At 63.7% G+C, this 26,086-nt stretch carries 30 protein-coding genes; 18 read left to right on the top strand and 12 right to left on the bottom strand.

All coding sequences use genetic code 11. The features are described from left to right. Positions 1-76: 76 nt before the first annotated feature. The 3 genes from K0S66_RS00340 (at position 77) to K0S66_RS00330 (ending at position 2,383) form a co-directional block, all read left to right on the top strand. On the top strand, positions 77-556 hold the full coding sequence (locus K0S66_RS00340) for a peroxiredoxin (protein ID WP_301073078.1): 480 nt from the start codon (positions 77-79) through the stop codon (positions 554-556). Positions 557-600: 44 nt separating this feature from the next. After that, positions 601-852, top strand: a complete 252-nt coding sequence (locus K0S66_RS00335) for a hypothetical protein (RefSeq protein ID WP_301073077.1) — start codon at positions 601-603, stop codon at positions 850-852. 97 nt (positions 853-949) lie between these two features. After that, entirely contained in the window at positions 950-2,383 is a 1,434-nt protein-coding gene (locus K0S66_RS00330; protein ID WP_301073075.1) for an AMP nucleosidase, read from the top strand. A 68-nt stretch (positions 2,384-2,451) separates the two neighbouring features. On the opposite strand, the gene K0S66_RS00325 is transcribed toward K0S66_RS00330, so the two are convergent. Further along, positions 2,452-2,772 (bottom strand): hypothetical protein, encoded by a 321-nt coding sequence (locus K0S66_RS00325; protein WP_301073074.1) that lies wholly within the window; start codon positions 2,770-2,772, stop codon positions 2,452-2,454. Positions 2,773-2,779: 7 nt separating this feature from the next. On the opposite strand from K0S66_RS00325, the gene K0S66_RS00320 reads away from it, so the two are divergent. Next, complete coding sequence (locus K0S66_RS00320) at positions 2,780-3,055, top strand: hypothetical protein (RefSeq protein WP_301073073.1); 276 nt, start codon at positions 2,780-2,782, stop codon at positions 3,053-3,055. A gap of 87 nt (positions 3,056-3,142) precedes the next feature. Here the strand turns inward: K0S66_RS00320 and K0S66_RS00315 are convergent, their stop codons facing one another. The 3 genes from K0S66_RS00315 to K0S66_RS00305 are packed head-to-tail and all read right to left on the bottom strand — an operon-like array spanning position 3,143 to position 6,235. Further along, positions 3,143-4,975 (bottom strand): M2 family metallopeptidase, encoded by a 1,833-nt coding sequence (locus K0S66_RS00315; RefSeq protein ID WP_301073072.1) that lies wholly within the window; start codon positions 4,973-4,975, stop codon positions 3,143-3,145. Between the two features lie 56 nt (positions 4,976-5,031). Continuing rightward, the gene (locus tag K0S66_RS00310) at positions 5,032-5,793 is read right to left on the bottom strand and encodes an alpha/beta fold hydrolase (RefSeq protein WP_301073071.1); all 762 of its coding nucleotides are present in this window, start codon (positions 5,791-5,793) and stop codon (positions 5,032-5,034) included. Next, positions 5,774-6,235, bottom strand: a complete 462-nt coding sequence (locus K0S66_RS00305; protein ID WP_301073070.1) for a GFA family protein — start codon at positions 6,233-6,235, stop codon at positions 5,774-5,776. Before K0S66_RS00305 ends, K0S66_RS00310 begins: the two co-directional genes overlap by 20 nt. 119 nt (positions 6,236-6,354) lie before the next feature. On the opposite strand from K0S66_RS00305, the gene K0S66_RS00300 reads away from it, so the two are divergent. The 8 genes from K0S66_RS00300 (at position 6,355) to K0S66_RS00265 (ending at position 12,491) form a co-directional block, all read left to right on the top strand. Then, positions 6,355-6,798, top strand: coding sequence for a MarR family transcriptional regulator (locus K0S66_RS00300; RefSeq protein ID WP_301073069.1), 444 nt, complete (start codon positions 6,355-6,357; stop codon positions 6,796-6,798). Next, complete coding sequence (locus tag K0S66_RS00295) at positions 6,791-7,888, top strand: HlyD family secretion protein (RefSeq protein ID WP_301073068.1); 1,098 nt, start codon at positions 6,791-6,793, stop codon at positions 7,886-7,888. The genes K0S66_RS00300 and K0S66_RS00295 overlap by 8 nt, the downstream gene beginning before the upstream one ends. Before the next feature lie 82 nt (positions 7,889-7,970). Next, positions 7,971-9,476, top strand: coding sequence for a DHA2 family efflux MFS transporter permease subunit (locus K0S66_RS00290; protein ID WP_301073067.1), 1,506 nt, complete (start codon positions 7,971-7,973; stop codon positions 9,474-9,476). Positions 9,477-9,576: 100 nt separating this feature from the next. Continuing rightward, on the top strand, positions 9,577-10,152 hold the full coding sequence (locus K0S66_RS00285; RefSeq protein ID WP_301073332.1) for a NifU family protein: 576 nt from the start codon (positions 9,577-9,579) through the stop codon (positions 10,150-10,152). 105 nt (positions 10,153-10,257) lie between these two features. Beyond that, positions 10,258-10,851: a malonic semialdehyde reductase gene (locus K0S66_RS00280; RefSeq protein ID WP_301073066.1), complete on the top strand. Its 594-nt coding sequence runs from the start codon at positions 10,258-10,260 to the stop codon at positions 10,849-10,851. A 69-nt stretch (positions 10,852-10,920) separates the two neighbouring features. Then, positions 10,921-11,538, top strand: coding sequence for a tRNA (adenosine(37)-N6)-threonylcarbamoyltransferase complex dimerization subunit type 1 TsaB (tsaB, locus tag K0S66_RS00275; protein ID WP_301073065.1), 618 nt, complete (start codon positions 10,921-10,923; stop codon positions 11,536-11,538). 14 nt (positions 11,539-11,552) lie between these two features. Further along, complete coding sequence (locus K0S66_RS00270; RefSeq protein WP_301073064.1) at positions 11,553-12,011, top strand: GNAT family N-acetyltransferase; 459 nt, start codon at positions 11,553-11,555, stop codon at positions 12,009-12,011. Between the two features lie 57 nt (positions 12,012-12,068). After that, complete coding sequence (locus K0S66_RS00265; protein ID WP_301073063.1) at positions 12,069-12,491, top strand: Fur family transcriptional regulator; 423 nt, start codon at positions 12,069-12,071, stop codon at positions 12,489-12,491. Between the two features lie 124 nt (positions 12,492-12,615). Here the strand turns inward: K0S66_RS00265 and K0S66_RS00260 are convergent, their stop codons facing one another. Beyond that, positions 12,616-13,155: a superoxide dismutase family protein gene (locus K0S66_RS00260; protein ID WP_301073062.1), complete on the bottom strand. Its 540-nt coding sequence runs from the start codon at positions 13,153-13,155 to the stop codon at positions 12,616-12,618. 80 nt (positions 13,156-13,235) lie between these two features. Beyond that, positions 13,236-14,111 (bottom strand): CDP-alcohol phosphatidyltransferase family protein, encoded by an 876-nt coding sequence (locus K0S66_RS00255; RefSeq protein ID WP_301073061.1) that lies wholly within the window; start codon positions 14,109-14,111, stop codon positions 13,236-13,238. A gap of 129 nt (positions 14,112-14,240) precedes the next feature. Here K0S66_RS00255 and K0S66_RS00250 point away from each other — a divergent pair, with 129 nt between their 5' ends. From K0S66_RS00250 to K0S66_RS00230, 5 genes are all read left to right on the top strand, one after another. After that, positions 14,241-15,347, top strand: a complete 1,107-nt coding sequence (locus K0S66_RS00250; protein ID WP_301073060.1) for an inositol-3-phosphate synthase — start codon at positions 14,241-14,243, stop codon at positions 15,345-15,347. Further along, positions 15,348-16,055 carry an NTP transferase domain-containing protein gene (locus K0S66_RS00245; RefSeq protein ID WP_301073058.1) on the top strand — a complete coding sequence of 236 codons (708 nt, stop codon included), beginning with the start codon at positions 15,348-15,350 and terminating at the stop codon, positions 16,053-16,055. It abuts the gene before it with no gap. A 66-nt stretch (positions 16,056-16,121) separates the two neighbouring features. Then, a complete protein-coding gene (locus tag K0S66_RS00240; RefSeq protein WP_301073057.1) occupies positions 16,122-16,607 on the top strand; it encodes a hemerythrin domain-containing protein in 486 nt (161 codons plus the stop codon). 14 nt (positions 16,608-16,621) lie between these two features. After that, complete coding sequence (locus K0S66_RS00235) at positions 16,622-18,031, top strand: UdgX family uracil-DNA binding protein (RefSeq protein WP_301073056.1); 1,410 nt, start codon at positions 16,622-16,624, stop codon at positions 18,029-18,031. A gap of 99 nt (positions 18,032-18,130) precedes the next feature. Next, the gene (locus tag K0S66_RS00230) at positions 18,131-18,763 is read left to right on the top strand and encodes a DedA family protein (RefSeq protein WP_301073055.1); all 633 of its coding nucleotides are present in this window, start codon (positions 18,131-18,133) and stop codon (positions 18,761-18,763) included. 51 nt (positions 18,764-18,814) lie between these two features. On the opposite strand, the gene queE is transcribed toward K0S66_RS00230, so the two are convergent. From queE to K0S66_RS00200, 6 genes are all read right to left on the bottom strand, one after another. After that, positions 18,815-19,447: a 7-carboxy-7-deazaguanine synthase gene (gene queE / locus K0S66_RS00225; protein ID WP_301073054.1), complete on the bottom strand. Its 633-nt coding sequence runs from the start codon at positions 19,445-19,447 to the stop codon at positions 18,815-18,817. A 2-nt stretch (positions 19,448-19,449) separates the two neighbouring features. Continuing rightward, complete coding sequence (gene queC, locus K0S66_RS00220; RefSeq protein WP_301073053.1) at positions 19,450-20,148, bottom strand: 7-cyano-7-deazaguanine synthase QueC; 699 nt, start codon at positions 20,146-20,148, stop codon at positions 19,450-19,452. 223 nt (positions 20,149-20,371) lie between these two features. Beyond that, positions 20,372-21,277: an Hsp33 family molecular chaperone HslO gene (locus K0S66_RS00215; RefSeq protein WP_301073052.1), complete on the bottom strand. Its 906-nt coding sequence runs from the start codon at positions 21,275-21,277 to the stop codon at positions 20,372-20,374. A gap of 112 nt (positions 21,278-21,389) precedes the next feature. Next, positions 21,390-22,310 carry an ornithine carbamoyltransferase gene (argF, locus tag K0S66_RS00210; protein ID WP_301073051.1) on the bottom strand — a complete coding sequence of 307 codons (921 nt, stop codon included), beginning with the start codon at positions 22,308-22,310 and terminating at the stop codon, positions 21,390-21,392. A gap of 127 nt (positions 22,311-22,437) precedes the next feature. Further along, positions 22,438-23,628, bottom strand: a complete 1,191-nt coding sequence (locus K0S66_RS00205; protein WP_301073050.1) for an aspartate aminotransferase family protein — start codon at positions 23,626-23,628, stop codon at positions 22,438-22,440. 116 nt (positions 23,629-23,744) lie between these two features. Beyond that, positions 23,745-25,043, bottom strand: coding sequence for a PLP-dependent transferase (locus K0S66_RS00200; RefSeq protein WP_301073049.1), 1,299 nt, complete (start codon positions 25,041-25,043; stop codon positions 23,745-23,747). Positions 25,044-25,244: 201 nt separating this feature from the next. Between K0S66_RS00200 and K0S66_RS00195 the strand changes: the two genes are divergently transcribed. Next, the gene (locus tag K0S66_RS00195; protein WP_301073048.1) at positions 25,245-26,072 is read left to right on the top strand and encodes a TIGR00266 family protein; all 828 of its coding nucleotides are present in this window, start codon (positions 25,245-25,247) and stop codon (positions 26,070-26,072) included. Positions 26,073-26,086 lie beyond the last annotated feature (14 nt).

The following is a 26,086-nucleotide window of genomic DNA, read 5'->3' as shown; positions in this document are numbered from 1 at the left end:
TCGTCACGCTTGAAAAGCCACGCTGCCCCTGCGACGACGTATCCGAGACCATCAGCCCTGTAGGGAGCAACAAAAAATGACGATCAACGTCGGCGACAAACTGCCCAAGACCACTCTTGTGAAGGCCACAGAAAACGGCCCTGAAGCCGTCGATTCGCAGGAATATTTCGCCGGTCGCCGTGTGGCGTTGTTTGCTGTCCCAGGCGCCTTCACGCCAACCTGCTCGGCCAAGCACCTGCCCGGCTTCGTCGAGAAAGGCGCTGAACTGAAGGCCAAGGGAATTGATGAGGTCGCCTGCACCGCCGTCAACGATCCCTTTGTACTCGGCGCTTGGTCGAAGTCCGCCAATGCAGAAAATGTCACCATGCTGGCGGATGGCAACGGCGATTTTGCCGAGGCGCTCGGCCTGAGCATGGATGGCTCAAAGTTCGGAATGGGCAAGCGGAGCCAGCGTTATTCCATGATCGTGAATGATGGCGTCGTGGAGCAGCTGAACGTCGAAGCGCCAGGTGAGTTCAAGGTGAGCTCCGCCGACCACCTGCTGGGCAACCTCTGATCGGAGAGTGCGTTGGTCGAGGGGTATTCAAGGAGTATCGCACCATGACCAACGCAACCCAGAGCAAAGCTCGATCGGCTCACGAAGCCAATTTGGCTGAGCGTGCGCGCCATGCCGCCTCCGGGGCACAGGCCAAGGTTAGCGCCGCGACCTCGGCCACGGCCGACGCGGCCAAGGATCACCCGTTTGCCACCGCCGGGATCGTCGCAGGTGTAGCAGCCGCCATCGGAGGTGCGGCCTACGCTGCGACGCGGCGCGGCGGCTCTCAGCAGAACCGGCGTCAGGCAAAACACTGAGCCGTACGGCAGTTCCGGGTGACCCCGGGGCTGCCTCGCGGCTGCGGGCAAGCCCCTCCGTCTTGCCAGTGTCACCGTCGCGGCGTAACGATCCGCGATGACTGCTCAAGACATCGTTGCCGAGCTGGATCGGCTTTATACCCGCGCTGTCGCACGCTTGCAGGCCGCGCTCGATCTGTATCTTACAGAGGGCACGCCGCCGCCGCGCGAGGCGCGAAAGGACGGTTCCTTCGCCTATCCCGAGATCCGCCTGACCTTCGCTGGTGGCGGCGACAGCCGGCCCACGCCATTGCGTTCCTTCGGCCGTCTGGTCACCCCGGGCGAGTATCGGATCTCGGTCACCAAGCCAGCACTGTTCGCCGACTATCTAGTCGAACAGCTGACGCTTCTGATGGAAGATTATGACATCTCCGTAGAAGCAGTCGCGGGAGCGACAGAGATACCGTTCCCCTACGTTCTCGATGCCGGTCATGCGCTTAGCTTGGACGAGGTGTCAGCAGCAGAATTGGCGCGCCACTTCCCGGCCACCGAGCTGGCGCACATCGGGGACGAAATCGCGGATGGCCTCTGGGCGTCGATTGACGGCACGCGGCCGCTCGCCTTGTTCGATGGCCTGCGTACCGACTTCAGTCTCGCACGCCTGCGCCATTATACCGGGACAGCTCCAGAGCACGTGCAGCGGTACGTTTTGTTCACCAACTATCATCGTTATGTCGATGAATTCGTTCGCTGGGGAGCGAGCCAGGTTTCGGGTGAAAGTCGCTTCACGGCCTTGGCCGGCCCGGGCGGCGTCATGTTCCAACCTGGCGACGATCCAGCGATCCTGGACGATAGCGCGTGGCGCCGACTTCAGATGCCAGCCTATCACCTCATTGCTCCGGATCGCTCCGGCATCACTCTCGTCAATATTGGCGTGGGCCCCTCAAACGCGAAAACGATCACGGATCATCTCGCCGTCACGCGCCCTGATGCCTGGATGATGATCGGCCACTGCGGCGGGCTGCGGCCTTCACAGCGCATCGGCGATTATGTGCTGGCCCATGCATACCTGCGCGACGATCACGTGCTCGACGACATGTTGCCCCCAGAGATTCCCGTCCCCGCCATCGCCGAAGTTCAGCAGGCGCTGGCGCGGGCTGCGGAAACCGTCTCGGGTCAGTCAGGCGAAGAGTTGAAGCGCCGGCTGCGGACCGGAACGATCGTCACTACCGACGATCGTAATTGGGAGCTTCGCTATAGCCGCTCGGCGCTGCGCTTTTCGCTTAGTCGAGCCGTTGGTATCGACATGGAGTCGGCCACCATTGCCGCACAAGGTTTCCGCTTTCGCGTCCCTTACGGCACCTTGCTGTGCGTGTCTGACAAGCCGCTGCACGGCGAATTGAAACTGCCAGGACAAGCAAACCGTTTCTACGAGCGCGCTATCTCCGAGCACATACGCATCGGGATCGAGACCTGTGAAGAACTCTGGCGGGAGGGACAGAAGCTGCACAGTCGCAAGCTGCGCGCCTTCAACGAGCCACCATTCCGCTGATGCTCTGCGCGTGAACAGTGAGGCCTGCCCTCACTGTTCACGACGAAACGATTCGTCTCTTCGCTGCGTTACCGGCCATACCGTATGTGACAAGGGGAGCAGATCATGGCCGACAATGAAGAGACACCGGCAGCAACCGCGCCAAAGCCGCCTGCACGCCGGGCTCCGCGGAAAAGTACCGCCAGCAAGCCGGCCGACACTGCAGCGGCGAGCAAGCCCGCGGCAAGACCTAAGCGAAAGCCGGCCAGTTCGACGGCAAAGTCGAGCGAAACCGCCGCGGCCGCCAAAAAGCCGGCTGCGCCGCCCAAACCTCGCTCGTCCAAGCGCGCGACCCCGCCGCCAAAACGCCCCACGAAACCAAGGGCAGCCTCTAGCGCCGCTTCTGCCAAGACGCCGGTGTGGAAGAATAAGGCGGCGATCGCCGGCGGCTTGGCGGCGGTAGGTGCCGCAGCGACGGCTGCTCTCCTGTCGTTACGCGGCTCCACGCTTCGCAAGGACGACGGCGACAGCGCGCCGGCATCACCCAAGATGAAAGCTGGCGACAAAGCGGCCACCAGCAAGGAACAGCCGACAGACCAGTCGGGGCACGCTCATATGCCTGACGGGACCGACGCCACGGCTTCGTTCAACGCAGGCATCGCCGACGAGAACGTTATCCCGGGCGCGAACTAGCTGCCGGGCCGGCGCTGTTTATGCATTAGATTGGCAAGGGCGCCGGGCTCTCCCGTGCGGAGAGACCCGGCACGCCTTTTCGACTTCTTACCAGCCGGTTGGCTTTCCCTTATTCTGTTCGTCGAGCCATTTCTTGAGAGGGGCGAAGTAGGCCATCATTGATTTACCGGACATCTCACGTGTGCCGGTAAAGACCTGCAGCGCATCTGGCCAAGGCTTGGACTGCCCCATCTTCATCATCGCGTCGAGCCGTGCACCGACGGCCTTGTCGCCAAAAAACGAGCACCGGTGCAATGGGCCCTTCCATCCCGCCTGCTTGCATGCCGCTTCGTAGAACTGAAACTGCAGGATACGCGCAAGGAAGTAGCGAGTGTAAGGCACGCCGGCCGCGACGTGATACTTCGCGCCTGCGTCAAATTTGCTTTCATCACGAGCGACAGGCGGCACAATACCTTGATATTGCAGCCGGAGCTTGTCCCACCCCGCCTGAAGCTGGCCAGGCTCAATCTCACCAGAGAAGACCTGCCAGCGCCACTTGTCGATCAGTAGACCAAATGGGAGGAACGCGATCTTGTCCATCGCCTGACGCAGAAGCAGGCCGATGTCCTTGTCGGCGGCAGGCACGCGGGCCGGATCGAGAAGGTTGATCTTAACGAGATAATCAGGCGTGATCGACAGCGCCACGAAGTCACCGATCGCTTCGTGGAAGCCGTCGTTCGCACCGTTTTTGTAGAGGAACGGCTGTTTATTGTACGCCCGCTGGTAATAATTGTGCCCAAGCTCATGATGGATCGTGATGAAATCGTCCGAGTTCACCTTGGTGCACATCTTGATCCGCAGATCATCGATATTGTCGATATCCCATGCGCTCGCGTGGCAAATCACTTCGCGATCGAGCGGCTTCACAATTTGTGAGCGGGTCCAGAACGTCTCGGGGAGCGGCGCGAAACCAAGCGAGGAATAGAAACCTTCACCCGTTCTGACCATCTTAACCGGGTCATATTGCTTCGCTTTCAGCAAGTCGCCGATGTCGTACCCCAGATCACCAGTACCGGCCGGGGCCACGACGTCATAGATGTTGCCCCATTCCTGCGCCCACATGTTTCCGAGTAGGTCCGCGCGGATCGGGCCGGTCTTTGATTGAACGGCGTCACCGTACTTCTCGTTGAGCTTCCAGCGAACATAGGTGTGAAGCGCCTGATAGAGCGGCTCCACTTCTGCCCACAGTTTGTCCGTCATTGCGGCAAACTGATCGGGCTGCATGTCATAGCCCGAGCGCCAGAGGGCGCCTGCGTCCTTGAAGCCGAGGCCGACGGCGCCCTCGTTCGTCAGCTTCGTTGCCTTGAGATAGTCGGGCCGCATCGGCGCACCGACATTATCGTGCCAGCTGACCCACATCTCCTTCAGCTTGGCAGGGTCACGTTCCTCACCCATTGCCGCTTCGATGTCCGACCCATTGATCGGCTTGCCGTTCAGGGTGCCGCGGCCTTTGCCGTAGCTGGAACCCATACGGGTGAAGAGGGTGGACAATTCCTCCGCTGCGCCCGGACGCGTCGGCGCTGGCAGGGTGATGCCGCCAATGATCAGGTCCAGCTTGCGGCGGGTGTCTGCAGATAGCCCTGGCAGCGCGCGGTAACGTGCGGCTTCGTTCGCGACCTCGACCGCGCGTTCAGTGTACCGGCCGCCAGCGGCAGCTGCGAGGGCGTCCGTATCCTCCGTGATGTAGGTCGCGTTCACCCATGAAATCCGCGCCACGTCGACGCTGAGTGCGGCGAACTCCTTCTCCACGGCAGCGACAAAGGCGTCGGCCTGCGCAACGGTAGGGGCGGCAGCGGGCGTCGAGGTGGTTTGTTGGGCAGCAGCGGGCACCGCGGCAAGAGCCACGGCGAGCGCAGCCAGCGACGAGAGATGGCGGATCATGTAAGTCCTTATGAAGTCTGACTATGTGCCGACACTGAAACGTGGCCTGTCAGCGGTCAAGCGCGGAGAAAATCAGCTATCGCCCGGCCTAGTTCGGCCTTGGTGACACAACTCATGTGGTTGCCGGGGATCTCGACCAGCCTCGCGTTCGGCAACAGGCCAGCAAGCGCGGCGGCGGAGCCATTGTCGTCATCATCGACGCCATTGACCACGAGCGTGGGCCACGAAAAGCGCGCCACTTCCTCGCGCGGCGTGGACACGAAGGTGTCGATCACGCGGAGCAGCGCGACGGGATCGCCGCCAGTCGTTTTGAGGAATGCCTCGGCGAGCCATGCGGGGCTTCCGCGCTCATGCTGGCCAAGATTGGTGAGGATGTTGCGGAAGTGATCGGCGCGGCGTTCCGAATTGGTCAGACCTTCAAGCCCCATGCCGGAGAAGATGACGCGGCCCGGGCTGGCGCCCGTAGCCAGCATCCGCGCGGTCGTGCGTGCGCCGAGCGAATAGCCACCCAGATCATAGTCGGTGAGTTCAAGATGCGCGATCAGCGCATGGCCGTCCTTCGCCAGCGCGTCAGCGGGGTAAGCTGCCGCGTCGTGCGGTTTATCACTCTCCCCGTGCGCTCGCAGGTCCGGCATGATGACCCGAAAGCCCTTCGCCGCGATTGCCTCCGCATGGCCGTAGCGGATCCAGTTGGTGTTCGCGTCGGAGAAATAACCATGGAGCAGGACAAGCGGGCGCCCCTCCCCCATTTCGCGCCATGCCAGCCTCGTTCCGTCGAAGCTGTTGAAATACTGCGTCTCAGTCGGGAGTTTTGCCACAAGCGTCCATCCAGCGTTTGATGACGCCCTCATTCTGCTCACTGCGCATGCGTGGCAAGTCGCGCGTGTCGATCCATGCCTCATGCATGCTTTCCACGGCGTAATGGTGGACCGGCCGGAAGCGCGATGGATCATCGAAGCTGCCGACGGTGATGTCGACGTTCTGAACATCTTGGAGGAACGCAAAGCCTAACGGCGTTCCGCACGTCGCGCAGAACGGCCGCTGGGCGATCGGTGATGACTGATACCAATCCGGTTCGGTCAGCCACGTAAGGTGCTCGGCCGGGATATTCTTGAAGGCGATCGACACCCCGCCCGTCGCCCGCTGGCACATCCGGCAATGACACAAATAGGCGTCGCCGCCCGCGATCAGCGCGACATAGCGGATGCGACCGCATTGGCAGCCGCCCTCCATTTTCGTTCCAAGGCCGTCCGTGTTCATGATTAACTGCCTGCAGGGTTGCCTCAGTCAAACGCTGCATCGGTACTTTGGTGGCACGCGCGGGACTGCTGTGACACAGAGACTTTCAATTCATAAGCCTGCTTATTATGCGCAGGGTCATGACCGAGACCTTCGGATTTCTGCTGAGCGATACATCACGCTTACTCCGCAAGCGCTTCGACGAGCGCGCACGTCAGCACGGCGCCACTCGCGCTCAGTGGAAGGCGCTGCTGGGCATCAGCAGGCATGAGGGGATCAACCAGGGCGGCCTCGCCGATCTGCTGGAAGTCGAGCCGATCACCCTGTGCCGCTTGGTGGATCGAATGGAAGAGGCAGGGCTGGTGGAGCGTCGGCGGGATCCAAAAGATCGACGCGCGTGGCGATTGTACCTCACACCAAAGGCGCGACCGGTGTTGGAGGAGCTTCATGCCACCGCCGACGAGCTGATGGCCCAAGCGCTGCGGGGTATTTCCGGCGAGCAGACGGACATGATGATCGATCTTCTTCAGCGCATCCGCGACAATCTTGACCCTGCCGAAGATCAGGAGGCGATCAATGGCTGATGCAGACCCGACCCGCGACCCTGCCGCCGCCGGAGAGCAGACGGGAGAGCAGATGGCGATCGACCCGGCCGCGAAGACCGAAACACCGGTGCGAAAGCGCGCCTGGCTGCGCCCCCTGCTGATGTTTGGCGTTCCGCTACTGATCGCCGCTGTGGGTGCGTTCTTCTACTTCACCTCCGGCCGCTACATCACCACCGACAATGCTTACGTCCGGCAGGATATGATCTCGGTCAGTCCCGACGTTTCGGGCCGGATCGTGGCAGTGAATGTGCGCGAGAACCAGCGCGTCAAGGCGGGTGACGTCCTGTTCCGGATCGATCCGGAGCCTTATCGGATCGCTTTGGCCCAGGCCGATGCTGATCTGGCCACCGCCCGCGTATCCGTGGCCACCATGGCAACTGACACCGGAAGCGCCGCTGCGGACATCCAAAGCGCGCGAGCGGAGCTGACACTCGCCGACGCGACCTATCGGCGGCAGGCGGAATTAATGAAGCGGGGCTTCACCACGCGCGCCAATGTGGACGCGGCGGTGCAGGCGGTTGAAGCCGCCAAGGCGAAGATCGCAACGGGCGAAGCCGCCGCCGCGCGCGCGCGCCAGCAGATCGGATCTGGCGGTGGCGCGGGGCAGCCCGCCGCCATTCAGGTTGCGCTCGCCAAGCGCGCCCAGGCCGCCATGAACCTGGATCGCACCGTCGTTCGTGCGCGCACCGATGGTGTCGTCAGCCAGACGAACCGGTTGCAGGTGGGCAACATCACGCCGTCGGGCGTCCCGGCGCTAAGCTTGGTCGTCAGCGATCGGGCGTGGGTGGAGGCCAACTTCAAGGAAACCGACCTTAATCACATGCGGGTGGGCCAGCCGGCCGAAATGGAATTCGATGCCTATCCCGGGATGAAGGTTCATGGGCGCGTGGATTCCATCGGCGCTGGAACCGGCAGCGAGTTTTCGGTTCTCCCGGCTCAGAACGCGAACGGCAATTGGGTCAAGGTGACGCAGCGCGTTCCGGTGCGGATCGCGATCAACGGCACCCCGCCACGAGCGATGATCGCTGGCCTGTCGACCGATGTGACGATCGATACCGGAGCGCGCTGAGGTGGCGTCCAGCGCCGCTGCCGCGCGGCCGGCCTCTGGTCAGCGTCATTCTGCTGCTGCCCTGGCAGAAGGCAAGCCGCTGTTGGAGACGCGCCATCGCTGGCTGCTGACGATTGGCATCATGGGTGCGATGATCATGCAGATCCTCGACACCACAATCGCCAATGTCGCGCTGCCACACATGATGACCAGCCTGGGCGCTACGGTGGATACCGTCACCTGGGTCCTGACGAGCTATATCGTCGCCACCGCGATCGCCCTGCCCGCGACGGGCTGGCTCTCCGATCGGCTGGGCAGCCGCAACCTCTTCCTGATTGCCACCGCCGGTTTCATCATTGCGTCCATGCTGTGCGGCATCGCCACCAGCCTAGAGGAAATGGTGATATTCCGCGTGTTTCAGGGGGTTTTCGCTGCCTTCATCAATCCTTTGTCGCAGACGTCGATGCTGGACATCAACGCCCCCGAAAATGCCGCCAAGGCGATGAGCGTCTGGGGCATGGGCGTGATGGTAGGACCGATCATGGGACCTGTGCTGGGTGGCTGGCTGACCGAGAGCTACAATTGGCGCTGGGTATTCTACGTCAACGTACCGGTGGGCATCGCCACCTTCGCCATCCTGTGGTTCCTGCTGCCAAGCAGACCCAAGGCGCGACGATCCTTCGACTATGCCGGCTTCATCTATCTGGGCGTGGCGGTGGCGGCGTTTCAGCTGATGCTCGACCGTGGTCAGAGCGAGGACTGGTTCGACAGCTGGGAGGTGATCGTCGAGGGTCTGGCCGCGCTGGCATTTACCTGGCTGGCAATCTTCCACTTCGCGACCGCCAAGAAGCCGCTGTTCGATCGCGCGCTGTTCAGGAACCGCAATCTCGTCACCGGCCTGATGTTCATGCTGGTGGTCGGCATCTCGACCATGGCTCCGATGGCGCTGCTACCGCCGATGCTGCAGAATTTGTTCGGCTATCCGGTGATCGACACCGGGATGATGATGGCTCCGCGCGGCGTGGGCGTGCTGTTCACCATGTGGCTCGCGGGACGGCTGATGGGCAAGGTAGACACCCGTATCGTCATCATGGCGGGGCTGATCATCTTCGGCATCTCGCTTCGTCAGATGGCAGGTTATTCGCTGGAGCAGGATTACTGGCCGGTGGTGACCGCAGGCTTCGTGCAGGGGCTTGGCATGGGCCTCGTCTTCATGCCGCTCAACGCGATGGCCTTTGCTACTCTCGATGGACGCTATCGCACCGATGGTTCGAGCCTGCTCAACCTGTTCCGCTCGATCGGTCAGTCCGCCGGGATTTCGATGGTAACGGTGCTCCTGGCTCGCAACACGCAAACCAGCCACGCCGATCTGGCGCAGCACGTGACGGGCACCGTCGTGTCGGGCTTCGATCTCAACATGCTGCGCGGCCTAGGCACGATCTCGGACGCGGCGATGACCATGATCGATGGCATGGTGAACAAGCAGGCGGCGATGATCGCCTATATCGACGATTTCTACCTGATGAGCTGGATCTCCTTTGGCGCGGTGCCGCTGGTGCTGCTGCTGCAGAAGCCCAAGGGCAAGATAGAAGTGGTGCACAGCGAGTGAGGGGACGGGCATCGTGGGGGGAGCACGCCTGTGGAAACGGAAACCTTTCCTTTCCCGCGCCGCGCTTGATCGACCGGTCCCGGAGCGCCACATGGGGATCATGCTGATCGAAACCGAAACCACGCCCAATCCGTCGACGCTGAAGTTCCTGCCTGGCCGGATCGTCATGGAGGCGGGGACCCGCGACTTCGCGACCCCGGAGGAAGCGGAGGCATCACCGCTCGCCACTGCGCTGTTCGACCTGGGCGATGTGAGCGGCGTGTTCTTCGGTCGCGACTTCATTTCCGTTACGATCGCGCCGGGCGCCGCCTGGCATGAAGTGAAGCCCGACGTGCTTGCCATCCTGATGGACCATTTCACCGCGCAGATGCCGCTGTTCCGCACGGGCGGAACGGCAGGGTTCAGCGTGCCGGCGGAAGAGGAAAGCTTCTCCGACGACCCCGCCGATGCGGAGATCGTCGCGCAGATCAAGGAGCTGATCGACACGCGCGTCCGCCCTGCCGTTGCCAATGATGGCGGGGACATCGTTTACCGTGGGTTCGACAAGGGCAAGGTATTCCTGCGGATGCAGGGCGCGTGCTCCGGATGCCCGTCATCCACGGCAACGCTGAAGAACGGGATCGAGCAGCTGCTGCGCTATTACGTGCCCGAGGTGACCGAGGTTCGCGCGATCTGATGATGCCGCACGGCACAGCGATGCCCTCTGGTTCACCTGCCCTGATGTTTTCTGACCTGCGCCGCACAACGGCGTAGTGTCACCCCTCTGCTGACGGAGAATTTGATGTCCGCTCCTCTCGACGACGGCGCGCTCGACCAGCTGTTCCGCACGGCGCGGACGTACAATGGCTATACCGACGAGCCGGTGCGCGAAGAGGAACTGCGCGCGATCTGGGACCTGATGAAGATGGGCCCGACCAGCGCCAACCAGCTGCCCGCGCGGCTGATCTGGTGCACCAGCCCGGAAGCAAAGGAAAAGCTGGCAGGCTTCGCCAGCAGCACCAACGCTGACAAGATCCGTCAAGCACCGGTCACCGTCATCATCGGCATGGATGTGAATTTCCACGAGCAGTTGCCGGACCTGTTCCCTCATACGGATGCCAAGAGCTGGTTCGACGGCAACACCGAACTACGGGAAGCGTCGGCATTCCGGAATTCCTCGCTTCAGGGCGGCTACTTCATCCTCGCCGCGCGCGCGCTTGGACTGGACACGGGACCAATGAGCGGCTTCGACGCGGGCGAGGTCGACAAGGCGTTCTTCGCGGATCAGCCCGGCGTGCGGACCAATTTCATCTCCACGCTCGGCCATGGCGATCCCGCCACCATCTTCGAGCGCAGCCCCCGACCCGAGTTTGAACGCTTCAACCGCATCGCGTGACTATGCGGTCAATGCCTAGCTCGCCTGATTAGGGGTTGAGCCGTGGCGCGGCTTTGGCAAAGGGATGTGATGCCGCGCACCCTTGTCATCGATACCGCCACCGCCGCTTGCTCTGTCGCCCTGCTCGGGGGCGAGCGGGTAATTGCCGCGGGGCACGATGTGGTCGGTCGCGGCCATGCAGAGCGGCTCGTCCCGATGATCGCGGCGCTGCCCGATGGTGGGCGGGCCGACGACATATTGGTCGATGTCGGACCGGGTAGCTTCACTGGAATTCGGGTGGGCATCGCGGCAGCGCGCGGTCTTGGCCTTGGCTGGGGTGTGCCCGTCCGGGGCTATTCCTCCACCTCCTTGCTCGCCGCCGCGGCGATTGCGGATGGCGTGCCGGCACCGCTTGCTGTCGTGCTGGAAGGGGGGCACGGTGAGGTGTTCATGCAAGGCTTCGTTGCCCCTCCGCTGGAACCCATCGATGCGCTGGTATCGTTGCGCCCGGACGCCGCTTTGGTCGCGCTGGCCGGGCGTCCGGCGGTAGGCAATGGTGTACGTTGGCTCCTTCAACTCGACCCAGCTCTCCAGGCACATGAAGCGCTGCCCAATGCGTCGCGTGCTTTCCTGCTACCGGCCGCGCTCACCAATTTGCCTCCTCGGCCGCTGTATGGCCGTGCGCCCGACGCAAAGCTGCCCGCGTGAGCAACCGGCTGCACATGATCGAACTCACCCGCGGCACGGCAGCCGACATCGGCGCGGTGGAGCAGGTGATGGCCGAAGCGTTCGATGCCCGCTTCGGCGAGGCATGGACCCGCACCCAATGCCTCGGCATCTTGGGCATGCCGGGCGTTTGGCTCACCCTGGCCAAGATCGACGGCGAGGTCGCCGGCTTCGCGCTGACCCGCGCGATCGTCGATGAGGCCGAACTTCTGCTGATCGCCACCGCCCCTTCCCACGGCCGACGCGGTGTGGGTGCGGCCCTGTTGCGCAGTGTGATGGCCGATGCGCGCGCGCGCGGCGCCGCCCGCCTCCATCTGGAAGTGCGTGCCGGCAATCCGGCCACGCACATGTACTGCCGCCATGGCTTCACAAAGGTCGGCGAACGGCGCGCCTACTACCGCGGGCGTGCAGGCGAAATCTTCGATGCGCACAGCTACGCGGTCAGCCTGACATAGGCTTGTTGCGAGTCGATAACGCTTTCGGCGTGCGCTCGCAGCGACTACATGGTCAGCATGCCACGAAAGATTGATCTCGAAGCACTCTGTCAGGAAAAAGGCCTGCGCATCACCGAACAGCGGCGGGTCATCGCCCGCGTCCTGTCAGAAGCTGATGATCATCCCGACGTGGAGAAGGTCTACGAACGCGCCTCGGCGATCGATCCGGGCATCTCGATCGCGACCGTGTACCGCACGGTTCGCCTGTTCGAAGAAGCTGGAATCCTCGATCGCCACGATTTCGGCGACGGTCGCGCGCGTTACGAGCCGTCTCCCGAGGCGCATCACGACCATCTGATCGATGTCGAAACCGGTAAGGTGATCGAGTTCGTCGATCCTGAGCTGGAACTGCTGCAGAAGCAAATCGCGGAGCGACTGGGGTTCCGCTTGGTCGATCATCGCATGGAGCTTTACGGCGTCAGCCTGACTCGCAAGGACTGAGCCGCGGGCCCGCGAGCCTCACGCGTGTAGAGGTTTTAAGCACTGAGATCCCGTTGCGAGCTCGCGACGGGTAAGAACGTGGGGTCACGGCCGATGGGCCTGCCCCACGTTCCATACGTTTCGCTTAGGACGGCTGGAACACGCCGCAAGCAATCCGCGCGCCGCTGTTGCCCGACGGATCGGTCTTCAGATCGTCCGCCTCTGCATGCACCACAAATGCGGCCCCATCGGTGTCCAGAAGGCCGGCCATCGTGGCGCCGGGCACTGTTGCTGCCACCGTGCCACGGCCGGCCGAATCGATGATAAGATTGGGAATGTCGCCCTGGTGCGGTCCCTGCGGGTTCATCGTGCCGTGCTTCATGCTGGTCGGGTTCCAATGCCCCCCTGCCGTTTCGAAGCCGGGCGCGTCGCAGCGGCCAGTGGTGTGGACGTGCGCGCCGTGGGTGCCGGCCGGCATATCCTTGGCGTCGACGGTGAACCGTAGCCCGCCCGTCACCTCGGTCGCGGTCACCCGGCCGACGTTAGCACCCGCCGCCGTCTGCAGCGTTGCAATAGCCGATGCGCCACCCGCGGTGGGCATGCCGGTTTCCAGCTTGCGATCATCGCATCCGGCCAAAGCCAGCACGCAAGCGCCCAGTCCGACGGCGATCGTAAGGTTGTTCATCATTTTCTCCCGTTTCGGGGACGAAACGAGGAGTGGATGAGCGAGTTCCGTCCGGCAACGACGATCAGTCAGGAAGCGGATCAGTTCGAGCCGTTCGCAATCAAGTGAACAAGGCGTCGGCATTGTGCGCGCTGGCGAAGGATGGCGACGACCAGGATCACGTTCAGAACCGTTATCTCGACCAGGAAGAACCACATCGGGGTGCCAGCAATCATGCTGAGACCGAGGATGATCGTCCGCGGGTTCGCGCCGAGCGCGCCGGGCAGCGACAGGAATGACGGACCAACCTCCCGCGCCAGTTGAGCGATGCGCTGGCGTTCGGCCGGATCCACCTCTGCGCCGGCAACGATGGCGTTCACCTTGTCCGTCGCGCCGGTCAGCACGTGCGACATCGCGAGATACGCCTTGCCGAGCGCGCCGCCGATCCCGGTTGGCGCGGCACGATTATGCTGAAGCCATGGCACGCCATAGGCCCACCATTGATAGCTGCGACGCGAACTCTCCGCGAAGACCGACTGGATGATGCGCGAGCCGCCGGCGCCGACCGCAAGCACCCAGGCGAACCCACCCATCGTGTCGTCGAGCATCGCCCCGAGCAGCAGGTAGAGGACGACGTGGCCACCATAGTCGCACAGTCCATCGACCACTTCGCCATTGGGGCTGGCCCGGCCAGTCATGCGGGCAAGATCGCCATCCGCCCCATCGACGACATGCCACAAGAGATGGAGCGCAAAGCCCAAGGCGATCGCGGTCGGGGTGCCGATCCGGGCGTAAAGGATCCCGGCGGCGACCACCATCAGCGCGCCGAATACCGAAACCATGTTGGGCGTAACCGGAGTCGCGGCAAGCGCGCGCGCCAGACGGCGGGCCGCAGGATGATAAAGCGTCCTGTTGAGAAACCCTTGCAACTCGCGTGGCTTTCCAGTCACGCTTGGCCGCAGTTCGATCGTTGCCACTTTTCGCGTCCCCTTGGCGGCCCCTTAGCACCGGCACGGTTTGCTTGACAGGCGTCGCGTATCTGTCACCACGCTGCCATTCATTTGTCACGTCGGGGAAGCTTTCCCGACGCTTCGGGGTTCAAGAGAATGGCGACGATCAAGGTGGCGGTTATCGGTGTCGGCAACTGCGCATCCAGCCTGGTTCAGGGCAAGTATCATTATGCTGCCAGCAACACGGCCCATGGCCTGATTCACGAGGAAATCGGCGGCTATCGCGTTTCCGACCTGGAATTCGTTGCGGCGTTCGACGTCGACTCGCGCAAGGTCGGTCTGGACCTCGGCCAGGCGATCTTCGCCAAGCCGAACTGCACCAAGGTGTTCCACGCCGACGTGCCGGCCACCGGCACGATCGTGAAGATGGGCGCGAAGCTGGACGGCGTGGCCCCGCACATGCTGACCGCCGCGAACGATCGCGGCTTCGAAGTTGACGAAACGCGCGACGCCACGAAGGCGGAAATCATCCAGACGATCAAGGACTCGGGCGCCGAGGTCCTGGTCAACTTCCTGCCGGTCGGCAGCCAGGAAGCGACCGAATTCTACATGGAATGCGCACTGGAAGCAGGCGTGGGCGTCGTGAACTGCATGCCGGTGTTCATCGCCAGCCGTCCCGAGTGGGAAAAGAAGTTCGCCGACGCCGGTCTGCCGATCATCGGCGACGACGTGAAGGCGCAGGTTGGGGCAACGATCGTTCACCGCGTGCTTTCAAACCTGTTCAAGCAGCGTGGCGTGACGATCGATCACACCTACCAGCTGAACACCGGCGGCAACACCGACTTCATGAACATGCTCGACCGCAATCGCCTGTCGAGCAAGAAGGAGTCGAAGACCGAAGCGGTTCAGGCCGTTCTCAGCGAGCGGCTGGCTGACGAGAACATCCACGTCGGTCCTTCGGACTACATTCCGTGGCTGCACGACAACAAGCTGTGCTTCCTGCGGCTCGAGGGCAATCTGTTCGGTGACGTTCCGATGAACCTGGAGCTTCGCCTGTCGGTGGAAGACAGCCCGAACTCGGCAGCAGTGGTCGTTGACGCGATCCGCTGCGTGAAGGTTGGCATGGATCGCGGTATCGCCGGCGCTCTGACCGGCCCGTCGGCGTTCTTCTGCAAGCATCCGCCGGAGCAGTTCACCGACGACGTCGCAGCACAGATGACCGACGATTTCATTCAGGCAGAATCGCCGCTTGCTGCTGAGTAAGTGAAGGCGCTGATTGTCGCAGCCGGCTATGGTAGCCGGCTGCGCGCTGTTTCTCCGTCGAAGCCGCTGACCGAGATCGCGGGCGTTCCAATGATCGCCCGCGTGATTGACGCGGCACGTGCCGGTGGCGCGACGTCGTTCGTCGTGGTTACCGGACATGAGGGCGAACGGCTGACGCAGTTTCTAAGCCAGCTCGATCCGGCGATCACCTGCGTTACAACCCCGGATTGGTCGCAGCCCAATGGTCATTCAGTTCTGACCGGGGCGGACGTGATCGGACCCGAGCGCCATTTGTTGATGATGGCGGATCACCTGTTCGACCCGCAGATCGTGGGCGCCGCAATTGCCGCCGAACCCGCCCCATTGACCCTGGCGGTCGATCGCGCGCTCGACAATCCACTGGTCGATCTGGACGATGTCACCCGGGTCCGGACGGCGGGCGACAGGATTGTCGCGATTGGCAAGCACCTGGACGATTATGACGCGTTCGACTGCGGCATCTTTTGCGTTGATGGACGGTTCCACGACGCGCTGCGGGCGGCCGTCGCGCAAGGGCAGGCAGGATCTATCTCGGACGGCGTCACGGCGCTGGCGAAAAGCGGCGACGCCAAGGTGGTGGACGTCAGCAATGCCTGGTGGTTGGATGTCGATGATCCGAAAGCGCTGGCGCAGGCGGAGGCGCATTGGGCCAGTACACTGACTGCCTGATAACATCTCGCAAGAGAAACAACCTCGCGCATGGCCGGTTCTCCCTACTCCAACGGAGAAGCGGCAATGACTCAGGCGCAGATCTATCAAGATTTGATCGCAGACCACGACAAGCAGCGCCAGATGCTCACTCGGCTGGGCGACTCGCGCGGCGCGTCGGGTGAGCGGCAGTCGCTGTTCGAGGCATTCAGGCTTGAGCTGCAAAGCCATGCGGCCGCCGAAGAGGAAGCCCTGTATTCGGTGATGCTCGCCGATCCGGAGCTCCGCGACGATGCGCGTCACTCGGTGGCCGAGCACAAGGAGGTCGATGACCTGCTGGGCGAGATGATGGCGGTCCAATTCGGTTCCGACGAATGGGAGGAGAAGTTCGCCCATATGCGTCACCGCTACGAGCATCACATCGACGAAGAAGAAGAAGAGATGTTTCCCGCGGCGGAAGCCGAGCTCGACGACAAGGTCGAGGCACGGATTGCGGCAACGTACGAGGAGCGCAAGCCCAAGGAACTGGAGATCGCGCGCGAGAACCCGCCCGGCGACGACGAGCGCGACTGAAGCCAGCCGGCGCGATGCGGATCGTCACCTTAGCGGCACCCGATGACTTTGACGGTTGGCGTACCGCCGCGCGTGGGCTGATGAGCGGCAGCGTGCCGCCCGAAGCGGTCGTTTGGCAGGTGGGCGGCGAAGCAACAGATCTGTTTGCCGCCACGCCGCCAGAGACCAGCGCACCAGATTCGACGATACCGCTGACGTTCAAAGTGCCTCGGGCTTTTCTGGACCTTGCGCGCGACGCCATCCTCCACAGCGATCCTGAGCGGTTCGCGATGCTGTACACGTTGCTGGCGCGGCTGCGGCAAACGCCAGCCCTGATCGAGGACCACGCCGATCCGTTGATCCGGCGGCTTGAGGGGCTCGCCAAGCAGGTGCGGCGGGACATCCACAAGATGCGCGCCTTTCTTCGCTTCCGTGAGGTACCCGACGAGGGAGCGGCTGAGGGTGGCGGGCCCAGGTATGCCGCGTGGTTCGAGCCAGAGCATCATATCGTGCGGGCGAACGCGGCGTTCTTCGTTAACCGTTTCGGTAACATGCGCTGGTCGATCCTGACCCCCGAGGTGTCGCTGCACTGGAGCGGCACTGCACTGCAGGAAGGCCCCGGCGCGACGAAGGCAGAGGCGCCCGACGGCGATCCAATCGAAGAGGTTTGGAAAACCTACTACGCCTCCATCTTCAATCCCGCGCGAGTGAAGGTAGGCGCGATGCTGAAGGAAATGCCGCGCAAATATTGGAAGAACATGCCCGAGACGGCGTTGGTCCCCGAACTGCTGGCGACGGCGCAGCGACGCGAGAGTGGGATGATTGAAAAGGCAAAGGCCGCACCGGGCGGCAACAGCGAGATTGCTTGGGAAGCGTTGAGAGAGGAAGCGCTGAGTTGCACGCGGTGCCACCTGTACAAGCACTCTACGCAGACCGTCTTCGGTGAAGGCCCCCTGTCCGCCAATATCATGTTCGTCGGAGAGCAGCCGGGCGACCAAGAGGATCTGGCGGGTCACCCCTTTGTCGGCCCGGCGGGACAGCTCTTTGATCGGGCGTTGGCCGAGGCAGGGATCGATCGCGCGCAAACCTATGTCACCAACGCGGTCAAGCACTTCAAGTTCGAACCGCGCGGCAAACGCCGCATCCATGCGAAGCCCGACGCCGGAGAAATTGAAGCGTGCCGATGGTGGATCGAGCAAGAGCAGGCGCTGCTGCGCCCCAAGGTCACGGTGGCACTGGGCGCAACCGCTGCGCGATCCCTCCTCGGCAAGGTCGTGACGATCAGCCGCGAACGGGGCCGCGCGCTTCAACTGCCGGGCGGGGGTGAGGCATGGATCACGGTTCATCCCAGCTATCTGCTGCGCCTGGCCGACGAAGCGGCCCGCGCGAGCGAATATTCCCGGTTCGTCGATGACTTGCGCCTGGCTAGCGAAGCGGCCGCCTGAGACCCGCAACAGGCAATGTCGTGCGGATAGGAAAGCAAGTCGGTCGGCAGACTCCTAAGCCGATTGACCGACCTGCTGCCTTCGCCCACAGGCGCGGCCATGTTCGAGAAGATACTTGCTGCCCTCGCCATCTTCACCGTCGGGGTGATCCGTGCCGGCGGATATTGGGGCATCGTGCTGCTGATGGCGATCGAGAGTGCCTGCATCCCGCTGCCCTCCGAGATCATCATGCCCTTTGCCGGCTATCTGGTCTCCACCGGGGAAATGAACATCTATCTGGCAGCAACTGCCGGCGCGTTTGGCTGCAACGTCGGCTCGGTCGTCGCCTATGAAATCGGCCGCCGCGGGGGGCGCCCGATGGCGGAGAAATGGGGCAAGTACGTCCTGGTCGGCCCGGGGGAGCTCGACATGGCGGACCGTTTCTTCAATCGCTGGGGTGCTGCAGCCATTCTGATCGGCCGGATGCTGCCGATCATCCGCACCTTCATCGCCTTCCCAGCCGGGGTTGCGCGCATGAAGCTGATCCCGTTCCACGTCTACACCTTCATCGGATCGTGGCCGTTCTGCTTCCTGCTGGCGTGGATCGGGTCGCAGCTCGGCCAGTCGTGGAACAACGATCCGCGCCTGAAGGCGTTCTTCCACCAGGCGGATCTGGCGATCGGCCTGACGCTGGTCGTCGCAGGCGGCTTCTACCTGTGGCACAAGCTCCATGGGCTGAAGAAGAAGCATTGAGGAGCAACGGCAGCGGGACCCGTCCCGCCGCCTGACAACAAGCTGCTCGGCCTAGCGCAGCCCGAGCAGCTTGTGCGTCTGCAATGAAAGGCGCCAGCGCGGCCGTTCCATGACCATCTCCATCGCCGCGGCCTGATTGGCCGCCGCGTTGGGGTCATCGAGCGGCTGGAGGAGGAAGTGGTGGAAGCGCCAGTCTTCCATGCTCACCAGGTCCGCGCCGGCTTGCGGCCAAACGACCTTCAGTTCATCGCCGCTGCGCTGAACGGTGTCGCTTCCCGCCTTCGGGCTGATGCAGACCCAGTCAATCCCAGGGTGCACAGGAAGGGTGCCGTTGCTTTCGATCGCCAGGAAGAAGCCTGCCGCGTGCAGGGCGTCGACCAGGGCGTCGTCGACCTGAAGCATGGGTTCGCCGCCCGTCAGGACAACGAACCGGTCCTTCTCGCCGCCTTCCCACATGGCGACCACCGCTGCGGCAAGCGCATCGGCATCAGCAAAGCGGCCGCCGCCCAATCCATTCATACCAACAAAGTCGGTGTCGCAGAACTTGCAGACAGCGGTGGCGCGATCCTCTTCGCGTCCGCTCCACAGGTTGCATCCGGCAAAGCGCACAAACACCGCGCGCCGCCCCGCCTGAACGCCTTCACCCTGAAGCGTCAGGAACATTTCCTTGACCGCGTAGCTCATCGTCAGGGCGCCGGTGGGGTGGTCGCGTAAGCCGTGGGATCGGCGATCCCAGCATCTTCAAATCCCTTGTGCCGCAGCCGGCAACTGTCGCACAGGCCGCAATGCAGGCCGCCGGGCGCCGGATCGTAGCACGACCAGCTAAGCCCCAGATCGAGGCCGAGCCGATCGCCCTCACGAACAATGTCCGCCTTCGTCATGTGCTGAAGCGGCGCCTTGATGCGGAAGGCGTGGCCTTCGACCCCGGCCTTGGTTGCGAGTTCGGCCAGTCGTTCGAAGCCGGCGATGAACTCAGGCCGGCAGTCAGGGTAGCCGGAATAATCAAGCGCATTGACGCCGATGAAGAGCGCGCGGGCGCCCACGGTTTCCGCCCAGGCGAGCGCCAGGCTGAGGAAAACCGTATTGCGCGCAGGGACATAGGTGATCGGAATGCCCTCACCCACGCCATCCTTGGGCACGTCGATGTCTGCGGTCAGCGCTGAGCCACCAAAGGCGGAGAGATCGATCGGCAGCACCACGTGGCGTACCGCGCCGAGTTCGCGAGCAATCTGGCGCGCTGCCGCGAGCTCCACCTGATGACGCTGATTATAGTCGATCGACAGCGCATAGATGCGATAGCCGGCCTCGCGCGCCAAGGCGGCGGAAATCATCGAATCCAGCCCGCCCGAGACGAGGACGACGGCAGATGGTTGATCGTTTGTCATGATCGCGCGGCGGCTAGGCCCATCAGCGACCTGATGCAAGGAACGGAGCGCAAGAAAAAGGCCGTTCGAACGAGCGAACGGCCAGGGAGCCCCGGCTAGAGGGCAAAACTAGGGAGAGAAGTGCTCGGCTAGAAGCACATAGCTTGCTGTACGCGTCAGACGTTAAGATCATGCTAACGATAGCGCTCGGCCTGCCTGCGGGGCGGCTTCTCCCCACGTCTACTCAGCCGGCAAGTTCCTCCACCGACACCGGAAAAACGGTCGAGCAGAAGGCGCAATCGACGCCAATGATCCCGTTTTCATCCGCCATTTCAAGACGCTCCTCATGCGGGAATTCCGCCAGCACGCCGCGGATATGCTCAAGGGTGCACCGGCAGCCCCGGCTCAGTACCGTCTCTGCGAGGACGCGCACCTCGTCCTCCTCGTTGAACAAGCGCCACAGCAAGGATTCGAGCGGCAGCGACGGATCGGCCAGTTCATCCGCACCCATGGTCGCTCCAAGCGCGGCGACATGTTCCCATTCGGGATGATCGAGCTTGGTATGGAGACGCTCGCGCCCCTCCTCGCCCTCCGGCAGATGTTGAAGCAGCAAGCCACCAGCGATGCAGCGACCATCCTGCTTTGCGAAGCCAACGCGAACTTGAGTCGGAATCTGCTCGGACTGCGCAAAATAACTTTGCACGGCATCGGCAAGTCGATCGCCGTCGAGCGGCACGATGCCCTGATAGCGTTCCTTCGTGGTCGCCAGGTCGAAGGTGATGGCGAGATAGGCCTTCCCGAACAGGTCGGCGAGCGCAGGAGCGGCTGGCGCCGCTGCGAGCAGATCGGCATCAAACTGCACATAGCCGCGGATCTCGCCGCCACGGTAGTCGCACACCAGCAGGCGGACGACACCGCCCTCGCTCTGCGTCTGCAGCGTCAACTGACCATTTACATCTTTCAGCGTCGCGCCGACCAGTGCCGTCACCGTCAGCGCCTCGGCCAGCAGGGATTCGATTACCGGCGGGTAAGCGTGCGCCGCCAGGATTTCGTCAAGGACCGGGCCAAGCCGAACCATGCGGCCGCGGGCATTCTGCGCCGGGATGGTGAAACCAATCGCACGGTCGAAATCGGGTCGAACAGTCTGCATGCTGATCATTGGCGCCTTGCCCGTCGAAGAACCGCCCACGCGAGCATGGGCGCCCTGGCCTATCCGGGGAGAACGGGAACGACGGCCTAGATGGTGCGGGAGAAGATCGGGATCAACCGATCTGTCCCAAGCACCAGCGCAGAATGGACTTTTGCGCGTGCAAACGGTTTTCCGCCTCTGCCCAGATCAGCGACTGTGGCCCATCGATTACATCGGGTGTCACTTCTTCGCCGCGGTGGGCAGGCAGGCAGTGGAGGAACTTCGCATCCGGCTTGGCCGTCGCCATCAGCGCGGCGTCGACCTGGAATGGGATCATCGCCGCGAGCTTGGTATCGGCGTGCGCCTGCCCCATCGAAATCCAGGTGTCCGTCACGACGATGTCGGCACCTTCGACGGCCTCGCGCGCGTTGCCGACGACCGTGGCGCGGCCCTTGCCGAGCGCCAGATCTGCCTCCGACGGCTGGAAGCCCTGCGGACAGGCAGCGACCACGTCGAACTGCATCAGTCCGGCCGCCTCGACGATCGAGGCGAGGACGTTGTTGCCGTCGCCCAGCCATGCGACCTTCAGGCCGGGAAGCGCCTTGCCCTGTTCGATGATGGTCAGGAGGTCGGCGGCGATCTGACAGGGGTGCGACGCGTCGGTGAGGCCGTTGATCACCGGAACGCTCGCATAATGCGCCATTTCCTCGACTTTCGCATGATCGTCGGTGCGGATCATGATCGCGTCGACATAGCCCGACAGGACGCGGGCGGTGTCGGCGACTGTTTCGCCGCGGCCGAGCTGCATCTGCCCTGCCTCCATGACGATCGACTGGCCGCCGAGCTGGCGCACCGCCATGTCGAAGGAGACGCGGGTGCGGGTGGAGTTCTTCTCGAAGATCATCGCCAGCACGTGACCTGCGAGCGGCGCATCGGCGTCTACGCGGCCCTTCGTCCAGCCGGCGCGCGCCTTCTTGCGATCGAGCGCGTCCGCGAGAATGGCGGCGATGCCATCGGCACCAGCGTCCGACAGATTCAAGAAATGGCGGGTCACTTCAGCTCCTCCAATGGCCTCATGCACATCATGGGCGGCCGCTATCCGGCGAAAATCGGCCTCGATCGAATTGGGGTCGGCCAGATGCGTCCGAACGGCTCCGGCGCCATGCACCGGAGCCTGTTCATCAATCGTCGCTGGCGGGAACGTAGACGCGCGCCGCCTCGCTGAGCTTCTCGATGCACTCAGCGATGTGGCTTTCGTCGATCACCAGCGGCGGTAGGACGCGCACGACATTCTCGCCGGCCGAGACCAGCAGCAAGCCGTGGTTGTCGCGGGCGAATTCGACGAAGCGGCGGCTGTCGCTCTTGAGCTTCAGGCCGAGCATGAGGCCGTGACCGCGCACGCTGTCGAACAGGTGATCGTAGTTCGGGATCATCTGTTCGAGACCCGAGCGCAGCCGCTCACCCATCTGCGTGACGCGATCGAGGAAGCCGTCTTCCAGGATCACGTCGAGCACCGCCTCACCCGCGGCCATCGCCAGCGGGTTGCCGCCATAGGTGGAGCCGTGCGTGCCGATCACCATGCCCTTGGCCGCTTCCTCGGTGGCGAGGCAGGCGCCGAGCGGGAAGCCGCCGCCGATGCCCTTGGCTGAGGCCATGATGTCCGGGGTGATGCCGTAAAGCTCGTGCGCGAAGAGCTTGCCGGTCCGGCCGTAGCCCGCCTGCACTTCGTCGAGCACCAGCAGCAGGCCGTGTTCGTCGCACGCCTTGCGCAGGCCCTTGAGGAACTCCGGCGTCGCGGCGCGGATGCCGCCTTCGCCCTGGATCGGTTCGACCAGGAAGCCGGCGGTGTTCTCATCGATCAGCGCCAGCGCGCCTTCGAGATCGTTGAACTCGGCGTATTTGAAGCCCGGCAGCAGCGGCTCGAACCCGTCGCGCATCTTCGACTGGTTGGTGGCCGAGATGGTGCCCATGGTGCGGCCGTGGAACGCCATCGAGAAGGTGATGAGATCGTGGCGCTGCGGATTGCCGTTGGCGAAGTGATAGCGACGCGCGGTCTTGATCGCGCATTCCACCGCCTCGGCGCCGGAATTGGTGAAGAACACGGTGTCGGCAAAGGTATTGTCGACCAGCCGCTGCGCGAACTGTTCGCCCTGCGGGCTGCCGTACAGATTGCTGACGTGCATCAGCGTCGCGGCCTGATCGGCGATCGCCTTCACCAGCTTGGGATGGCCGTGGCCGAGCGCGTTCACCGCGATGCCGCTGGCGAAATCCAGGAAACGGCGGCCATCCTCGCTGATCAGATGGCACCCCTCGCCTCGCACTGGCCGCACCCCGCAGCGGGGATAAACGGGCATCAGGGCGGTGATCGACACGGGGCGTCTCCTTGAAAGAGCAAGGGCGGCCCAACAGTGACCGCCCGGTTGCCCTGATAAAGACCCCGCACCGGGGGCGTCAACACCACGCAGGGCGTGACGCCATAACCGGCGGATCAGCCCTTTGCTGCGTCCAGCGCCTGCGCGAGATCGGCGAGGATGTCGTCGATATGTTCAAGCCCGATCGACAAGCGGACGTAGCCGGCCGAGACGCCGGTCGCGAACTGCTCCTCCTCCGACAATTGCGAATGGGTGGTGGAGGCGGGATGGATCGCGAGGCTGCGCGCGTCGCCGATATTGGCGACGTGATAGAATAGCTGAAGCGCGTCGATGAAGCGCCGGCCACCGTCCCGGCCGCTGGCGAGCTCTATCCCGACCAGGCCGCCGAGGCCCCCGGCGAGATAGCGATCGGCGCGGGCGCGCTGCTCGCCCTCCTGCACCGAGGGGTGGATGATGCGCGTGACGTCCGTGCGGCCCTTCAGGAATTCCACCACCTTCAGCGCATTGTCGCAATGCCGCGGCATGCGCAGCGGCAGCGTTTCCAGCCCCTGAAGGATCTGGAAGGCATTGAACGGCGACAGCGCCGCGCCGAGATCGCGCAGCAGCACGGTGCGGGCGCGCAGCGCATAAGCGATCGGGCCGAGCGGCTTCGCCGCCTCTGCCCAGACGGCACCGTGATAGCTGGGGTCAGGAGTGTTGAGCAGCGGCTGGCGCTCCGGATGCGCCGACCAGTCGAAATTGCCGCCATCCACGATCATGCCGCCGATCGAGGTACCGTGGCCGCCGATATATTTGGTGGTCGAATAAACGACGATCGCGGCGCCATGATCAAGCGGGCGGGCGAGCAAGGGCGCAGCGGTATTATCGACGATCAGCGGGATGCCGAGTTCGCGCCCCGCGGTGGCGATTTCCGCCAGCGGCGAGACGACCAGCTTCGGATTGGGCAGTGTTTCGACATACCAGGCGCGCGTGCGATCGTCGGAGGCGCGGGCGAAAGCGCCGGGGTCGCTCGGGTCCACGAAGCGGGTTTCGATCCCCATGTCGCGCAGCGTGTTCGCGAAAAGGTTATAGGTGCCGCCGTACAGGTCGGTCGCGCTGACGATATTGTCGCCGGCGCGCGCCAGGTTCTGCACCGAATAAGCTGACGCTGCCTGACCGGATGCGACCGCGACCGCCGCCGCGCCGCCCTCGATCGCGGCGATCCGCTGTTCGAGGATGTCGGTCGTCGGGTTGCCGATGCGGGTGTAGATGTTGCCGAGTTCCTGCAACGCGAACAGCCCGGCGGCGTGATCGGCATCGCGGAACTGGTAGGAGGTCGTCTGGAAGATCGGCGGCGCGACCGATCCGGTGGCGGGATCCGCGCGCCACCCGGCATGCAGCGCCAGCGTTTCCGGACGGTAATTGGCCTTGCTCACGAACACTCTCCTTCAGGCTTTGACGGGGAAGCTATCGCGTGATCGCCGGATCGCGAACCTAGATCGAGTGCGGGGGCGGGCAACAAAGTCTATGCCGTGCCCGGCGTACGGCGACTTGCGCGACGATCCCCCTTCCCCCGCAAGCGCATCCTCAGCTATCTGTGTGTTACGCGATCAACACAGACGAATGGAGTATTTCACATGGCCGGCCCCTGGTCCCATCACGCCCGCACCGGTTTGTCGGACGACATCGATTTCGAGATCAAGGGACAGGAACTGCAGTTCGTCGAGATCGAGCTGGACCCGGGCGAAAGCGCGGTCGCGGAGGCGGGCGCGTTCGTGTGGAAGGATGCCTCGATCGAGATGACCACCGTCTTCGGTGACGGTTCGGGCGGCAGCGACGGCGGCTTCATGGGCAAGCTGCTGGGGGCGGGCAAGCGCCTCGTCACCGGTGAAAGCCTGTTCACCACGGTCTTCACGCATCGCGGATCGGGCAAGGCGCGGGTGGCCTTCGCCAGCCCCACGCCGGGCACGATCCTGCCGATCCGCCTCGCCGATCTGGGCGGCACACTGATTTGCCAGAAGGACAGCTTCCTCGCGGCGGCGAAGGGCGTGTCGATCGGCGTCGCGTTTCAGCGGCGGATGATGACCGGGCTGTTTGGCGGCGAAGGCTTCATCATGCAGAAGCTGGAAGGCGACGGCTGGGTCTTCGTCCAGATGGGCGGCACGCTGGTGGAGCGCGAGCTTGCCCCCGGCGAGCAGCTGCACGTCGATACCGGCTGTCTTGCCGCCTTCACCCCTTCGGTCGAGTTCGACCTGGAGATGGTGCGCGGGGTGAAGAGCATGATCTTCGGCGGCGAAGGCATGTTCTATGCGCGGCTGACCGGGCCGGGGAAGGTGTGGGTCCAGTCGCTCCCGTTCGCGCGGCTGGCCGGCCGGATGATGGCGGCGGCACAGGGCGGCGGCGGCAATCGCGGCGAAGGATCGGCGCTGGGCGGGTTCGGCGACTTCATCGGCGGGAACCGCTAGGGCCGCAGTCCGGG

It is taken from the genome of Sphingomonas sp. (assembly GCF_029239295.1).
Lineage (GTDB): Bacteria > Pseudomonadota > Alphaproteobacteria > Sphingomonadales > Sphingomonadaceae > Sphingomonas.
This window is presented reverse-complemented; position numbering and strand designations above follow the sequence as displayed.

Coding starts and splice junctions, on each gene's coding strand:
- K0S66_RS00340 (WP_301073078.1), top strand. CDS start 77: ATGACGATCAACGTCGGCGACAAACTGCCCAAGACCACTCTTGTGAAG.
- K0S66_RS00335 (WP_301073077.1), top strand. CDS start 601: ATGACCAACGCAACCCAGAGCAAAGCTCGATCGGCTCACGAAGCCAAT.
- K0S66_RS00330 (WP_301073075.1), top strand. CDS start 950: ATGACTGCTCAAGACATCGTTGCCGAGCTGGATCGGCTTTATACCCGC.
- K0S66_RS00315 (WP_301073072.1), bottom strand. CDS start 4,975: ATGATCCGCCATCTCTCGTCGCTGGCTGCGCTCGCCGTGGCTCTTGCC.
- K0S66_RS00305 (WP_301073070.1), bottom strand. CDS start 6,235: ATGAACACGGACGGCCTTGGAACGAAAATGGAGGGCGGCTGCCAATGC.
- K0S66_RS00300 (WP_301073069.1), top strand. CDS start 6,355: ATGACCGAGACCTTCGGATTTCTGCTGAGCGATACATCACGCTTACTC.
- K0S66_RS00295 (WP_301073068.1), top strand. CDS start 6,791: ATGGCTGATGCAGACCCGACCCGCGACCCTGCCGCCGCCGGAGAGCAG.
- K0S66_RS00285 (WP_301073332.1), top strand. CDS start 9,577: ATGCTGATCGAAACCGAAACCACGCCCAATCCGTCGACGCTGAAGTTC.
- K0S66_RS00280 (WP_301073066.1), top strand. CDS start 10,258: ATGTCCGCTCCTCTCGACGACGGCGCGCTCGACCAGCTGTTCCGCACG.
- tsaB (WP_301073065.1), top strand. CDS start 10,921: ATGCCGCGCACCCTTGTCATCGATACCGCCACCGCCGCTTGCTCTGTC.
- K0S66_RS00270 (WP_301073064.1), top strand. CDS start 11,553: ATGATCGAACTCACCCGCGGCACGGCAGCCGACATCGGCGCGGTGGAG.
- K0S66_RS00265 (WP_301073063.1), top strand. CDS start 12,069: ATGCCACGAAAGATTGATCTCGAAGCACTCTGTCAGGAAAAAGGCCTG.
- K0S66_RS00260 (WP_301073062.1), bottom strand. CDS start 13,155: ATGAACAACCTTACGATCGCCGTCGGACTGGGCGCTTGCGTGCTGGCT.
- K0S66_RS00250 (WP_301073060.1), top strand. CDS start 14,241: ATGGCGACGATCAAGGTGGCGGTTATCGGTGTCGGCAACTGCGCATCC.
- K0S66_RS00240 (WP_301073057.1), top strand. CDS start 16,122: ATGACTCAGGCGCAGATCTATCAAGATTTGATCGCAGACCACGACAAG.
- K0S66_RS00235 (WP_301073056.1), top strand. CDS start 16,622: ATGCGGATCGTCACCTTAGCGGCACCCGATGACTTTGACGGTTGGCGT.
- K0S66_RS00230 (WP_301073055.1), top strand. CDS start 18,131: ATGTTCGAGAAGATACTTGCTGCCCTCGCCATCTTCACCGTCGGGGTG.
- queE (WP_301073054.1), bottom strand. CDS start 19,447: ATGAGCTACGCGGTCAAGGAAATGTTCCTGACGCTTCAGGGTGAAGGC.
- queC (WP_301073053.1), bottom strand. CDS start 20,148: ATGACAAACGATCAACCATCTGCCGTCGTCCTCGTCTCGGGCGGGCTG.
- K0S66_RS00215 (WP_301073052.1), bottom strand. CDS start 21,277: ATGCAGACTGTTCGACCCGATTTCGACCGTGCGATTGGTTTCACCATC.
- K0S66_RS00195 (WP_301073048.1), top strand. CDS start 25,245: ATGGCCGGCCCCTGGTCCCATCACGCCCGCACCGGTTTGTCGGACGAC.